The 12,771-nt window shown below is 67.9% G+C and carries 11 protein-coding genes; 7 read left to right on the top strand and 4 right to left on the bottom strand.

The window, feature by feature from the left end; genetic code table 11:
- Positions 1-2: 2 nt before the first annotated feature.
- Both gcvT and GOPIP_RS15045 read right to left on the bottom strand, forming a co-directional pair.
- Entirely contained in the window at positions 3-1,112 is a 1,110-nt protein-coding gene (gene gcvT, locus GOPIP_RS15040) for a glycine cleavage system aminomethyltransferase GcvT (protein WP_006370559.1), read from the bottom strand.
- Between the two features lie 49 nt (positions 1,113-1,161).
- A complete protein-coding gene (locus GOPIP_RS15045; protein ID WP_035728135.1) occupies positions 1,162-1,770 on the bottom strand; it encodes a CHAP domain-containing protein in 609 nt (202 codons plus the stop codon).
- 136 nt (positions 1,771-1,906) lie between these two features.
- Between GOPIP_RS15045 and GOPIP_RS15050 the strand changes: the two genes are divergently transcribed.
- The 6 genes from GOPIP_RS15050 to GOPIP_RS15075 all read left to right on the top strand — a co-directional run bounded on the left by GOPIP_RS15050 (position 1,907) and on the right by GOPIP_RS15075 (position 8,965).
- Positions 1,907-3,454, top strand: a complete 1,548-nt coding sequence (locus GOPIP_RS15050; protein WP_006370561.1) for a leucyl aminopeptidase — start codon at positions 1,907-1,909, stop codon at positions 3,452-3,454.
- Positions 3,455-3,618: 164 nt separating this feature from the next.
- Complete coding sequence (sucB, locus tag GOPIP_RS15055; RefSeq protein WP_006370562.1) at positions 3,619-5,400, top strand: 2-oxoglutarate dehydrogenase, E2 component, dihydrolipoamide succinyltransferase; 1,782 nt, start codon at positions 3,619-3,621, stop codon at positions 5,398-5,400.
- 6 nt (positions 5,401-5,406) lie between these two features.
- Positions 5,407-6,294 carry a TIGR01777 family oxidoreductase gene (locus GOPIP_RS15060; RefSeq protein WP_006370563.1) on the top strand — a complete coding sequence of 296 codons (888 nt, stop codon included), beginning with the start codon at positions 5,407-5,409 and terminating at the stop codon, positions 6,292-6,294.
- Complete coding sequence (gene lipB / locus GOPIP_RS15065) at positions 6,284-7,048, top strand: lipoyl(octanoyl) transferase LipB (protein ID WP_006370564.1); 765 nt, start codon at positions 6,284-6,286, stop codon at positions 7,046-7,048. Before GOPIP_RS15060 ends, lipB begins: the two co-directional genes overlap by 11 nt.
- Positions 7,045-8,154 (top strand): lipoyl synthase, encoded by a 1,110-nt coding sequence (gene lipA / locus GOPIP_RS15070; protein ID WP_006370565.1) that lies wholly within the window; start codon positions 7,045-7,047, stop codon positions 8,152-8,154. The genes lipB and lipA overlap by 4 nt, the downstream gene beginning before the upstream one ends.
- A 64-nt stretch (positions 8,155-8,218) precedes the next feature.
- On the top strand, positions 8,219-8,965 hold the full coding sequence (locus GOPIP_RS15075; RefSeq protein ID WP_006370566.1) for a DUF4191 domain-containing protein: 747 nt from the start codon (positions 8,219-8,221) through the stop codon (positions 8,963-8,965).
- Positions 8,966-9,011: 46 nt separating this feature from the next.
- Here GOPIP_RS15075 and GOPIP_RS15080 read toward each other — a convergent pair whose 3' ends face one another.
- Positions 9,012-10,415: a 9-bladed beta-propeller domain-containing protein gene (locus GOPIP_RS15080; RefSeq protein ID WP_138944123.1), complete on the bottom strand. Its 1,404-nt coding sequence runs from the start codon at positions 10,413-10,415 to the stop codon at positions 9,012-9,014.
- A 70-nt stretch (positions 10,416-10,485) separates the two neighbouring features.
- Positions 10,486-10,983 carry an RDD family protein gene (locus GOPIP_RS15085; RefSeq protein ID WP_006370568.1) on the bottom strand — a complete coding sequence of 166 codons (498 nt, stop codon included), beginning with the start codon at positions 10,981-10,983 and terminating at the stop codon, positions 10,486-10,488.
- Positions 10,984-11,324: 341 nt separating this feature from the next.
- On the opposite strand from GOPIP_RS15085, the gene glnA reads away from it, so the two are divergent.
- Entirely contained in the window at positions 11,325-12,758 is a 1,434-nt protein-coding gene (gene glnA / locus GOPIP_RS15090) for a type I glutamate--ammonia ligase (RefSeq protein ID WP_006370569.1), read from the top strand.
- The last annotated feature ends 13 nt before the right edge of the window (positions 12,759-12,771 follow it).

Here is a 12,771-nt window from a genome sequence, read left to right on the forward strand (position 1 = left end):
CCTCAGACGTGCGACTCGACGAACGGCGGGATCACGACTTCGCACGGCAACGCCCGACCGCGCACATCGATGACCACCTCGGCTCCCTTGCCGATGCCCGCGGCGGTGTCGATGAGCGCCAGCGCGATCCCCTGTTTGAGGGTCGGCGAGAAGGTGCCCGAGGTGCACAGGCCGATCCGTTCGCCGCCCGCCGCGGTGAGCACATCGCAGTCGGCGCGCGGCACCCCACGACCGGTGGCCCGCAGTCCGTAGAGCCGACGGGCGGGACTGTTCTCCTTCTCCGCGAGCAGCGCCTCGCGCCCGAAGAACGCGGGCTTGTTCCAGCCGACCGCCCACCCGGTGCGGGCCTGGACGGGGGTGATCTCCGGTGAGAGTTCGTGGCCGTGCAGCGCATATCCCATCTCGGTGCGCAGGGTGTCGCGCGCGCCGAGTCCGGCGGGCAGCCCACCGAATGCGGTGACCTGAGCCATCAGCGCGTCGAACACCGGTCCGGCGTGCGCCCACCCGGGCAGGATCTCGTAGCCGCGTTCGCCGGTGTAGCCGGTCCGGCACACGCGCACCGGCGCGCTACCCCCGTCGATCGACAGTTCGGCGTCGGCGAACGCCATGTACTCCATGTCGGTGGGCAGCCCCACCGCGGCGAGTACCTCCGGGCTTTTCGGTCCCTGCACCGCGAACACCGCGTACTCGCGGTGCAGATCGGTGATCGCGACACCGTCGGGCGCGACCGCCGCCAACGCTGCGACGACCGCTGCGGTGTTGGCGGCGTTGGGCACGAGGAACACCTCGTCGTCGGCGACGAGGTAGGCGATCAGATCGTCGATGACGCCGCCGGAATCGTTGCAGCACAACGTGTATTGGGCTTTGCCCGGCGCGATCTTGGCGAGGTCGTTGGACAGGGTGGCGTTGACGAACTCCGCGGCGCCGGGGCCGGCGACCAACGCCTTGCCGAGGTGGCTCACGTCGAAGATGCCGACGGCCTCGCGTACCGCGGTGTGCTCGGCGACGGTGCCCGAGTACGCGACGGGCATGTCCCACCCGCCGAATTCGGCGAAACTCGCCCCGAGTGCTGCGTGTCGATCGGCAATGGGTCCGGCGAGGAGTTCGGTCATGGCGCTCAACCTACCGCGAGCGCGGCGCACAAGACGATCACCACAGGACTCACGTCCCGGCGGGAACCCCGAACCCCTGCAGTCCGGGATCGGCGGCGAGGTCGGCGGTGTGCAGGGTGACCCCGTCCGGTGGCTGGTTGCCGCCGACGGTTGTCACCTCATCGCCGTTGACGGCAACCACGATGTTGGTGTGTTGGCCCCACGGGCTGGGTTTGTCGTAGATCACGATGTCGCCGGGCTGCGGGCGATGACCCGGCCCCCGCCAGCGTCCCGAGCTGTGCAGGTAGTCGGTGAGCGTCGCCACCCCCGGGATGCGCCACGATCCGGAGTTCGGATTGTCCAGCGGCACACCGGATTCGTGCATCACGGTGCTGACGAAGTCGGCGCACCATGGTTCGTCGACGCCGCCGGAATAGGTGGTGCCCGACGCATTGCGCGCGTATTCGGCGCGTACCGACTCGATGATGCGGGCTCGAGAAGCGGTCAGTGTGGTGGTGTCGACGACCGGAAACGGCGGCCTCGCCCGGCCGGTCATCCCGTTCACCGCGCGGGACACCGCGTCGTCGTCATGGCGGTATGCACGGACGCCGATCACCGTCGCCGTGCATGCGGCGATCACCACGAGTGCGATCACCCATGCCGCCCTGGTTCGCCTCATCTGTTCGCCCACCCCGTCTCTCGTCGTCACACCGCCATCGCAACGCCGCGTCGTTGTGGCGGGTTCCCGCTGCGATGGCACGTCGGTCGGTCGGATGACGGGCAGCCGACGAGGCGCCTGTGGCAAGGTTGGTCGGGTGAGCAAGAACGAGAGCGTCGACCGCACTCGCGGTCCCCAGATCACCCTGACCACCTCCATCGGCAAAGACGACGAGGCCCTCGTACTCGGCCTCGTCGCCACCTCCTCCGACGACACCACTGCCGACAACACCACCGACCCCGCTGCACCGACCCTGCTCGGCGCCGACGTCCTCGACGATGCGTCGGCGGCGGCAGTCACCGCCGCGCTGTCGGCGGTGGGCGCCACCGGTTCCCACGGTGAGGTCACCCGGCTGGCGGCGCCGGAATCACTCGGCGTACGCATTGTGGCGGCCGTCGGCGTCGGCGACGAGAAATCGCTCGACGACCCGGAGAAACTCCGCCAGGCCGCCGGTGTCGCGATCCGTTCCCTCGAGGGCTTCGACGTCGTCGCCACCACCCTGGGCTCCACCGACATCGGTGCCGCGGTCGAGGGACTGTTCCTCGGCGCCTACCGCTTCGAGGAGTTCCGCTCGTCGCGCTCGGCGTCGACCAAGCAACTGCCCGGCACCGTGCACGTCGTGGTCGAGTCCGCCGACAAGGCGGCGAAAGCCGAACTGGCACATGCCATCGCGGTCGCCGATTCGGTGGCCATCGCCCGTGACTTCGTCAACACCCCGCCGAGCCACCTCTACCCGGAGGAGTTCGCCGAACGTGCGCGCGAGTTGGGCGCGAAGGCCGGACTCAAGGTGGAGATCCTCGACTTCGACTCCCTCGAGAAGGACGGCTATGGCGGGATCGTCGGCGTCGGCAAGGGTTCGTCCCGGTTGCCGCGGCTGGTGCGATTGACCCACGCGGGCAAGAAGTCGGCCAAGAAGGTGGCGCTTGTCGGCAAGGGCATCACCTTCGACACCGGTGGAATCTCGATCAAGCCGGCCGCCAACATGGATCAGATGACCTCCGACATGGGCGGCGCGGCCGCGGTGATCGCGGCGACCATCGCCGCCGCGCGTCTCGACCTGCCGGTGTCGGTGACCGCCACCGTGCCGATGGCCGAGAACATGCCGTCGGGGACCGCGCAGCGTCCCGGCGACGTCCTGACCCAGTACGGCGGGACGACCGTCGAGGTCCTCAACACCGACGCCGAGGGACGCCTCGTCCTCGCCGACGCCATCGTGCGCGCCTGCGAGGACGATCCGGACTACCTCATCGACACCGCCACCCTGACCGGGGCGCAGATGGTTGCCCTGGGCACCCGCACCCCCGGGGTCATGGGGACCGACGACTTCCGCGACCGGGTGTCGGCACTGTCGGCCGAGATCGGCGAGAACGCCTGGCCCATGCCGCTGCCGTCGGAACTGCGTGCCGATCTCAAGTCGCGGGTCGCCGATCTGGCGAACGTCACCCCACACCGGTGGGGCGGCATGCTCGCCGCGGGTCTGTTCCTCAAGGAGTTCGTGCCCGACGGGGTGCAATGGGCCCACATCGACATCGCCGGTCCCGCCTTCAACACCTCCGGCCCCTGGGGTTACACCCCCAAGGGTGGTACGGGCGTACCGGTCCGCACGATCACGAAGGTTCTCGAGGACATCGCGGCCAACGGCTGATCGGCCACTTTTGCGCCACACACCACGTCCGTGGCGCGTACGGCGGGTAGGGTCTAGCGATGGGCGCCGGGCCACCCGCCACACGCCTGGGAGACGCGGCGCACACACCGCGACACCCCGCATCACGCACAGACCCACCACGTCGAGTTCAGGAGTCAACAGCAATGGCCTTCTCCGTCCAGATGCCCGCCCTCGGTGAGAGTGTCACCGAGGGGACCGTCACCCGGTGGTTGAAGGAAGAGGGCGACACCGTCGAGGCCGACGAGCCCCTGCTGGAGGTGTCGACCGACAAGGTCGACACCGAGATCCCCGCCCCCACCTCCGGCGTCCTCACCAAGATCATCGCCCAGGAAGACGACGTCGTGGAGATCGGCGGCGAACTCGCCCTGATCGGTGATGCCGGGGAGAGCGCCGACGATTCCGGGGATTCCGGATCCGACGACTCGGCCGATTCCGACGACTCGGCGGGCGGCGACGAACCGACCGAAGCCGGTGCGGCCGAACAGGACACCGAGGCGCCCTCGACCGAGGCAGAGGCTCCGGCCGAGAAGCCCGCCGCCGCCACCGGTGACAGCGGGGCCTCCGGGACCGACGTGCTGATGCCTGAACTCGGCGAGTCGGTCACCGAGGGCACGGTGACCAACTGGCTCAAGGCCGTCGGCGACGAGGTCGCCGCGGACGAACCACTGCTCGAGGTCTCCACGGACAAGGTCGACACCGAGATCCCGTCCCCCGTCGCCGGAACCCTGCTCGAGATCCTCGCGCAGGAGGACGACGTCATCGAGGTCGGCGGCAAGCTCGCGGTGATCGGCGATGCCTCGGCCGCCGGCTCCAAGCCCGAGCCCGAACCGGAGCCGGAGCCCGAGCCCGCCAAGTCCGAGCCAGAACCCGCGAAATCCGAGGAGGCGCCCGCCACGAGTGAGCCGGAACCCGAACCGGTCAAGGTCGCCTCCGCCGCAGCCCCCGCCGACGATTCCACCGATCTGCAGTCCACCCCGTACGTGACCCCGTTGGTCCGAAAGTTGGCTGCGGAGAACGACATCGACCTATCGAGCCTCAAGGGTACCGGGGTCGGCGGCCGCATCCGCAAGCAGGACGTGCTCGCCGCCGCCGAGGCGAAGAAGGCCCCCGAGCCGGCCTCGAGCCCGGCCCCGGCCGCCGCACCGGCGCCCGCAGCCGCACCGGCCGCGTCGTCGCCGGAGGTCAAGCCCGAACTCGCGGCACTGCGTGGCACCACGCAGAAGATCAACCGCATCCGTCAGATCACCGCGAAGAAGACCCGCGAGTCGCTGCAGACCAGTGCTCAGCTGACGCAGGTCTTCGAGGTCGACATGAGCAAGATCGTGTCACTGCGCAAGGCTGCCAAGGAGTCGTTCAAGGCTTCCGAGGGAGTGAACCTGACCTTCTTGCCGTTCATCGCCAAGGCCGTCGTGGAGGCACTCAAGGCGCATCCGAACGTCAACGCCTCCATCGACGAGGACAAGAAGGAGATCACCTACTACGACAAGGTGCATCTCGGTATCGCCGTCGACACCGAGCAGGGCCTGCTCTCGCCGGTGATCCACAACGCCGACGACCTCTCGATCGCCGGACTGGCCCGGGCCATCGCCGACATCGCCGCCCGCGCCCGCACCAACGGCCTCAAGCCCGACGAGTTGGCCGGTGGCACCTTCACCATCACCAACATCGGGAGCCAGGGCGCCCTATTCGACACCCCGATCCTGGTGCCGCCGCAGGCGGCCATGCTCGGTACCGGCGCAATCGTCAAGCGCCCGGTGGTCATCACCGGCGACGACGGTTCGGAGTCGATCGCGGTGCGGTCGATGTCGTACCTGCCGCTGACCTACGATCACCGCCTGATCGACGGCGCCGACGCCGGTCGCTTCCTGACGACGATCAAGAAGCGACTCGAGGCCGGCTCGTTCGCCGCCGAACTGGGCCTCTAGGCACCGATGCGGGTAGCCGTCGCCGGCTCATCGGGGCTGATCGGTTCGGCCCTGATCACCGCGCTGGAATCGGCGGGCCATTCGGTGCGCCGGCTGGTCCGGCGGGAGGCGAACGAGCCCGGTGAATTCAGTTGGGACCCCGAGACATTCGGTGTTCCTGACGAGGCCCTCGACGGCGTCGACGCGGTGGTGAGCCTCGGCGGCGTCGGGGTCGGCAACGGCCGGTGGAGCGGACGGTTCAAACAAGAACTCCGCGACTCCCGGATCCCGCCGACCGAGGTCATCGCCGAGGCCGTCCGCCGGACCGGTGTCCCCACCCTGGTGAGCGCGAGCGCCACCGGGTACTACGGGGACACCGGCGCGCGGACGGCCACCGAGGTCGACGGCCCCGGCTCGGGATTCCTGGCCGAGCTGACCGTCGACTGGGAGGCCGCGGCGACCGCCAACTCGGGCGACCGGACCCGTGTCGTCCTGTTGCGGACCGCACCGGTGCTCGCACCGCACGGTGGCCTGCTGGCCAAACTCCGACCGCTGTTCAAGCTCGGCCTCGGCGGTACCATCGGCAATGGGCAGCAGTACTTTTCGTGGATCTCACTGGTCGACGAGATCCGAGCGATCGAGTTCGTGCTGGATTCGGCGATCAGCGGTCCGGTGAACCTGTGCGCACCCGGAGCGGTTCCGTTCGCGACGTTCGTCGACGCCTTCGGTCGGTCGGTGCACCGGCCCACCCTGATGGGCGTTCCCGCGTTCGTCGCCCGCAAGGCGGGCGGCGAGATGATCGAGGAAATGGTTCTGTACTCCCAACGCGTTGCACCCGGTGTGCTCACCGACCACGACTTCGTCTTCACCCATCCCACCATCGATTCGGGGCTGGAGTACGCCAATGGACGCTGACACACCGACAGCCATCGGTACCCGACGGGCATCGCTGCGCGCAGCCGACACGCCCGTCGAGATCCGGCGGCTCGGTGTCCTCGACTACCGCGAGGCCTACGACCTTCAGCATCGACTCGCCGGCGAACGTGCCGACGGCACACTCGATCACGATCTGTTGCTGCTGCTCGAGCATCCGTCGATCTACACCGCGGGCAAGAGAACCGAGGACGCCGATCGTCCGACCAACGGCGCCGAGGTGATCGACGTCGACCGTGGCGGACGGATCACCTGGCACGGGCCCGGACAGCTCGTCGGCTATCCGATCATCAAGCTCGCCGAGCCCCTCGACGTCGTCGAGTACGTCCGCCGGCTCGAGGCGGCGCTCATCGGTGTCTGTGCGGCGCACGGCGTGGCCACCACCCGCGTCGCCGGCCGGTCGGGCGTCTGGGTCGTCGACGACTCGCCCGACCTGGGACAGTCCGGGGAACGCAAACTCGGCCAGATCGGCATCCGGGTGGCGCGCGGGGTCGCGCTGCACGGGTTCGCCCTCAACGTCGACCCCGACATGAGCGCCTTCGACGCGATCGTTCCGTGCGGCATCGCCGACGCCGGGGTCACGTCCCTGAGCCGCGAGGCCGGGCGGGAACTCTCGGTCGGCGACCTCGCCGATGAGGTCGCCGACGCCGTCCTCGCGGCTCTGGACCACAGTGAGATCGCCCTCACCCCGCAGGTCGGGCATGCCGACGGCGCGCGCGTAGCATCGGTGCGGTGACCGTGTCAGAGACCCGCACCGCACCCACGGCGCCGGCGTCGACCCCACAAGGGTCGCCCCCCGCCTCGTCCGCCCCCGCCTCGTCCGCCGCGCCGACCGACCCGTCCCCCAACGGACGCAAGTTGTTACGCCTGGAGATCCGCAACGCGCAGACCCCGATCGAACGCAAGCCCTCCTGGATCAAGACGCGCGCGACGATGGGGCCCGAGTACACCGAACTCAAAGGTTTGGTGAAACGCGAAGGGCTGCATACGGTCTGCGAGGAAGCCGGATGCCCCAACATCTACGAGTGCTGGGAAGACCGCGAGGCCACCTTCCTCATCGGCGGCGAGCAGTGCACCCGCCGGTGCGACTTCTGCCAGATCGATACCGGCAAGCCCGCCGAACTCGATCGCGACGAGCCCCGCCGCGTCGCCGAGAGCGTGCAGGCGATGGGCCTGCGCTACTCCACCATCACCGGCGTCGCCCGCGACGACCTCCCCGACGAGGGTGTCTGGCTCTACGCCGAGACGGTGCGTGCGATCCACCGGCTCAACCCTGGTACCGGTGTGGAGAATCTGATCCCCGACTTCCACGCCAAGCCCGATCTGCTCGCCGAGGTCTTCGAGTCCCGGCCGGAAGTGCTCGCACACAACCTGGAAACGGTGCCGCGGATCTTCAAGCGGATTCGTCCGGCGTTCCGCTACGAGCGGTCCCTCGATGTGCTCACCCAGGCCCGTGACTTCGGTCTGGTCACCAAGTCCAACCTCATCCTCGGGATGGGTGAAACCCCGACCGAGGTGCAGTCGGCGATCGTCGACCTGCACGAGGCCGGTTGCGACATCCTGACGATCACCCAATACCTGCGCCCCTCGGCGCGCCACCATCCGGTGGAGCGTTGGGTCAAGCCCGAGGAGTTCGTCGATCATTCCGAGTTCGCCCGCGAGGTCGGATTCGCCGGGGTGATGGCCGGGCCGCTCGTGCGTTCGTCCTACCGCGCCGGCCGGCTCTACGCGCAGGCGATGGCGCATCACGGGCGGGAGTTGCCGCCGTCGTTGGCGCACCTCGCCGACGAGGGTTCGGCCAGCCAGGAGGCCTCCTCGTTGATGGCGCGACTGGCCCGCTGAACCGGACACCTGCGCCGGCGACCGCATTGTCGATCAGCGCGCCCGCAGACGTATCCTGGTGAGCATGGCAAAGGCGCAAGCGGCGAGCAAAGCGGACAAGAAGGCCGCACGACAGGCCCGACAGAAGGCCTCCAAGGAGCGGTTCACGCAGCTCTGGCAGGCGTTCCAGATGCAGCGCAAGGAAGACAAACGGCTGATCCCGTACATGGTCGGCCTGTTCGTGCTGATCGTGGCGATCTTCGTGGTGATCGGTCTGTTCGTCGGCTCTCCGTGGCTGCTCGTTCCCATCGGTGTGGTGCTCGGTATTCTCGCCGCCTTCCTCCTCTTCGGACGACGCGTGCAGAAGACCGTCTACACCAAGGCCGAAGGGCAACCCGGAGCAGCCGGATGGGCGCTGTCGAACATGCGCGGCCAGTGGCGGGTGCAGCAGGCGGTCACCGGCACCTCCCATCTCGACGCCGTGCACCGGGTGATCGGCAAGCCCGGGGTCATCCTCGTCGGCGAGGGCTCCCCGAGTCGCGTCACAACGCTTCTGGGACAAGAGAAGAAGAAAGTCGCGCGCGTTGTCGGTGACACCCCGATCTACCAGATCATGGTCGGCAACGACGACGGCCAGGTGCCGTTGTCGAAGCTCGAACGGCACCTCAACAAGCTGCCGGGCAACATCGACCGCAAGCGCATGGAGACCCTCGAGGGCCGATTGTCGGCGCTCGGCGGCAAGCAGCCCGGACCGGGCATGCCCAAGGGCCCGCTGCCCGGCAATGCCAAGATGCGCAGCATGCAGCGCACCGCGCGGCGTCGCGGCGCCTGATCACGCGGCGCGTGATCACCACGCGGTCAGACGCCGACCGCGTCGGTCACGCGGCGTAACCAACGATCGACGACCGAGTTCCGGCGTCGACTCCGTCGTCGATGAGTAGCAGGTGGCCGGCCACGACCTGCCAGTGTGCCGCGGTGTTCGGTGCCGGCAGGTGCCACCGTTGGGCTCCGGTGCGAATGTCATACGCGCCGAGTGCAGGGCTGCTCGGTCGCTGGTCTGCATCGGCCTCTCCGCCCAGGATCATGCGAACGCCGTCGAAGCCGACGAATCCCTGTCCGAAACCGGCGGTGAAACCACTGATCCGGGAACCGGACCGGGCGTCGAGCACCGTCCACCTGCGCGTGCTGCTCAGGTCTTCGCTGAATTCGTCGACGACGGTGACGACATACCGATCGCCGAGCATCTGCAGTGAGGAACCCTGCGACGGCCGCGTCCACCTCAGGTCGGCGCCGGCTCCCGACGCCAGTCCGATCGTGGTGTTCGACTCCACAGAAATGAAGTCGGCATTGATGGCCTGCACCGGGCCGGCAGCACTGTCCCCGGACGAGATACGCCATCCTGAGATCTCACCGGTCCGCACCCCGTCGGCATCGAAGAAGTCGATCGTGTCCCGGCCCGCCCCGGGGAGACCGCTCGTCACGAACCCGGATCGGTGGATGACCACCGCCTCCCGACCGTCCGCCGAGTGCAGGAGTCGGCCGGAGTCGAGGCGAAGAACGGTGACTCCACCGCGAAAACCGCTCAGCGCAACCAGATTCGCGGCTTCGGAGACCACCGGTTGCCCCTGATCGAGCGGCGGGCGCACCGTCCACAACGCATGCCCGCGGGAATCGAACCTGGTGATGACCGTCTGTAGCGGTGGCACATCGGCGTCGGTACCAAAGCCCGCAACGGGCACCAACGTGGAGTCCACGGGGATCTCCTCGGGGAGCGTGATGTTCTCCATCTCGACGGTCAGCACCAGGAAGCCGTCGCCGGCGCGCATGATCCTCGAGGACCCCGAGATCGGGATCGTCGCGGTGGCGACGTCGTCTCCGGTATCCGGATCGACGAACGACACCCTGGTCACGATCGCGGCACCGTCTCTGGCCATTCGGGTGCACGCGAGTCTCTTGTCGCGACTGATCGCACAGGAGTTCTCCCATCCGATTCTCGGCGCCCTCCACAGCGGCCTGCCCGTGTCGGGATCGATGGCGAGCACCGCGGACGGACGGCCGAGCCTGTTCCGCGACACCCGCACCAGGAGATGATCGTCGGCCGCCTCGACGGACACGCTCGCATCATCGAAATCTTTGCCGAACAGCGAAGCCGCATCGACGCTCCATCGGGCTTCGGGCGGCGCGGCCATCTGTCCCAGCGTGCGACTCTCCGGCGGTTGGGCCGCCTCACCACGCTCCAGCACACCGAACACGGAAAGCACCAGTGCGCCGATGCTCAGCACGGCAGTCAGCGTCAGCGCCTCGCGCCGACCTCGATTCGCACCGACACGCCCACGCACCAGACGCCCGCCCTCAGCGACTCCGGACCATCGCGGTGCCGGTCGCGCGATCGTGCAGTGCGCGGCCGTTGTAGTCGTTCATCAGTGCGGGCACCAGGAACACGATCAGCACCTGCCGCATCAATGCACGGATCACGCCGACCGCGGCGACGGGAGCCTTCCCGGCGATCTCGTCGGCCAGTCGCTCGGGTCCGTGGTCGACGCGCGCCACCCGCATGCCCACGGCGAACTGCCCGGGCGTGAAGCCGAACATCGTCACGGTGAACACGCCGATGACGAACCACACGGCGAGCACGGCGAGGCCGAGGTTCGGTGATCCGAAGCCGACGAAGAACAGCGACAGCCCGCCGCCGATGATCCAGTCGACGAGCAGCGCGAGCGTGCGCGGCCACCCGGGGACCAGCGCTCCGGGTCCGCTCTCGGGCAGTCCGAGGTCGGCGCCGCGATATTCGAGGTCGGCCGGTGCGCCCGACTGCGGGCCCGACAACCAGGAGCCGGTGGCCCTGCTCATGCGCGATCACCCCCGGCACCCACATGCCCGGTGCTCGCGTGCTCGGTTCTGCCGGTGATCCGCGGGTCGTTCATGTTTTCCATGGTAGAGGCAGTGACTTCCCTGACGAGATCACCGTTCGCTTTCGTCCGGGGCGTGCATACGGAATAGTTGCCGTGGGCACGACAACGCATCGCCACGGCCGTGTAACACAGGGGAAACACTTCCTTGACGTGCGGGCAACGTCGCGTCCATACGGTTCTGGCTGAGATCCGCCGCGGTTTCTTGCGCGGTGGTCCAGGCGCGTCAGGTCCGCGTGTACACGCCGGCCTGACCCCGACAAGTTAAGGAGTCACCGCACGGTGTACAGCAGCAACGAAGAACTACTCGAGGGCATCAAGAAGGAAGGTGTCGAGTACGTCGACATCCGCTTCTGTGACCTGCCCGGTGTGATGCAGCACTTCTCGATTCCGGCTTCGGCCTTCGACGAGTCGGTGTTCGAGGACGGCCTGGCATTCGACGGCTCGTCGGTGCGCGGCTTCCAGTCGATCGACGAGTCCGACATGATGCTGCTCCCCGATCCGGCCACCGCGCGGATCGACCCCTTCCGTCGCGCCAAGACGATGAACGTCAGCTTCTTCGTCCACGATCCGTTCACCCGTGAGGCCTACAGCCGCGACCCGCGCAACGTCGCCCGCAAGGCCGAGGACTACCTGGCCTCCACCGGCATCGCCGACACCTGCTTCTTCGGCGCCGAGGCCGAGTTCTACATCTTCGATTCGGTCGCCTTCGACTCGCAGATGAACGGCACCTTCTACGAGGTCGAGTCCGAGTCCGGCTGGTGGAACACCGGTTCGCCCACCGACCCCGACGGTTCACCGAACCTCGGCTACAAGGTCCGCCCCAAGGGCGGCTACTTCCCGGTGGCGCCCTACGACCACTACGTCGACCTGCGCGACGAGATGTCGACCAACCTGACCAACGCGGGCTTCGAGCTCGAGCGCGGTCACCACGAGGTCGGTACCGGCGGCCAGGCCGAGATCAATTACAAGTTCAACACGCTGCTGCACGCCGCCGACGACGTCCTTCTGTTCAAGTACATCATCAAGAACACCGCGTACGCGAACGGCAAGACCGTCACCTTCATGCCGAAGCCGCTGTTCGGCGACAACGGCTCGGGCATGCACGCCCACCAGTCGCTGTGGAAGGACGGCAAGCCGCTGTTCCACGACGAAGCCGGATACGCGGGCCTGTCGGATCTGGCGCGCTACTACATCGGCGGCATCCTGCATCACGCACCGTCGTTGCTGGCCTTCACCAACCCCACGGTGAACTCCTACAAGCGTCTGGTGCCGGGCTACGAGGCCCCGATCAACCTGGTGTACAGCCAGCGCAACCGGTCGGCGTGCGTGCGCATCCCGATCACCGGCAACAACCCGAAGGCCAAGCGCCTGGAGTTCCGTTGCCCCGACAGCTCGGGCAACCCGTACCTGGCCTTTGCGGCGATGATGATGGCCGGCCTCGACGGCATCAAGAACAAGATCGAGCCGCACGAGCCCGTCGACAAGGATCTCTACGAGCTGCCGCCCGAGGAGGCCAAGAACATCCCGCAGGCCCCGACCTCGCTGTCGGCGGTCATCGACAAACTCGAAGAGGATCACGAATACCTCACCGCCGGTGGCGTGTTCACCGAGGACCTCATCGAGACCTGGATCGCGCTCAAGCGTGAGAACGAGATCGAGCCGGTCCAGATCCGTCCGCATCCGTACGAGTTCGCGCTCTACTACGACTGCTGATCTCTGACACAAA

This window comes from Gordonia polyisoprenivorans NBRC 16320 = JCM 10675, from assembly GCF_000241325.1.
Classification (GTDB): Bacteria; Actinomycetota; Actinomycetes; order Mycobacteriales; family Mycobacteriaceae; genus Gordonia; species Gordonia polyisoprenivorans.

What these genes read in the sequence shown, in the direction of transcription:
- gcvT (WP_006370559.1), bottom strand. Translation starts at nt 1,112, where the DNA reads ATGACCGAACTCCTCGCCGGACCCATTGCCGATCGACACGCAGCACTC.
- GOPIP_RS15045 (WP_035728135.1), bottom strand. Translation starts at nt 1,770, where the DNA reads ATGAGGCGAACCAGGGCGGCATGGGTGATCGCACTCGTGGTGATCGCC.
- sucB (WP_006370562.1), top strand. Translation starts at nt 3,619, where the DNA reads ATGGCCTTCTCCGTCCAGATGCCCGCCCTCGGTGAGAGTGTCACCGAG.
- GOPIP_RS15060 (WP_006370563.1), top strand. Translation starts at nt 5,407, where the DNA reads ATGCGGGTAGCCGTCGCCGGCTCATCGGGGCTGATCGGTTCGGCCCTG.
- lipB (WP_006370564.1), top strand. Translation starts at nt 6,284, where the DNA reads ATGGACGCTGACACACCGACAGCCATCGGTACCCGACGGGCATCGCTG.
- GOPIP_RS15075 (WP_006370566.1), top strand. Translation starts at nt 8,219, where the DNA reads ATGGCAAAGGCGCAAGCGGCGAGCAAAGCGGACAAGAAGGCCGCACGA.
- GOPIP_RS15085 (WP_006370568.1), bottom strand. Translation starts at nt 10,983, where the DNA reads ATGAGCAGGGCCACCGGCTCCTGGTTGTCGGGCCCGCAGTCGGGCGCA.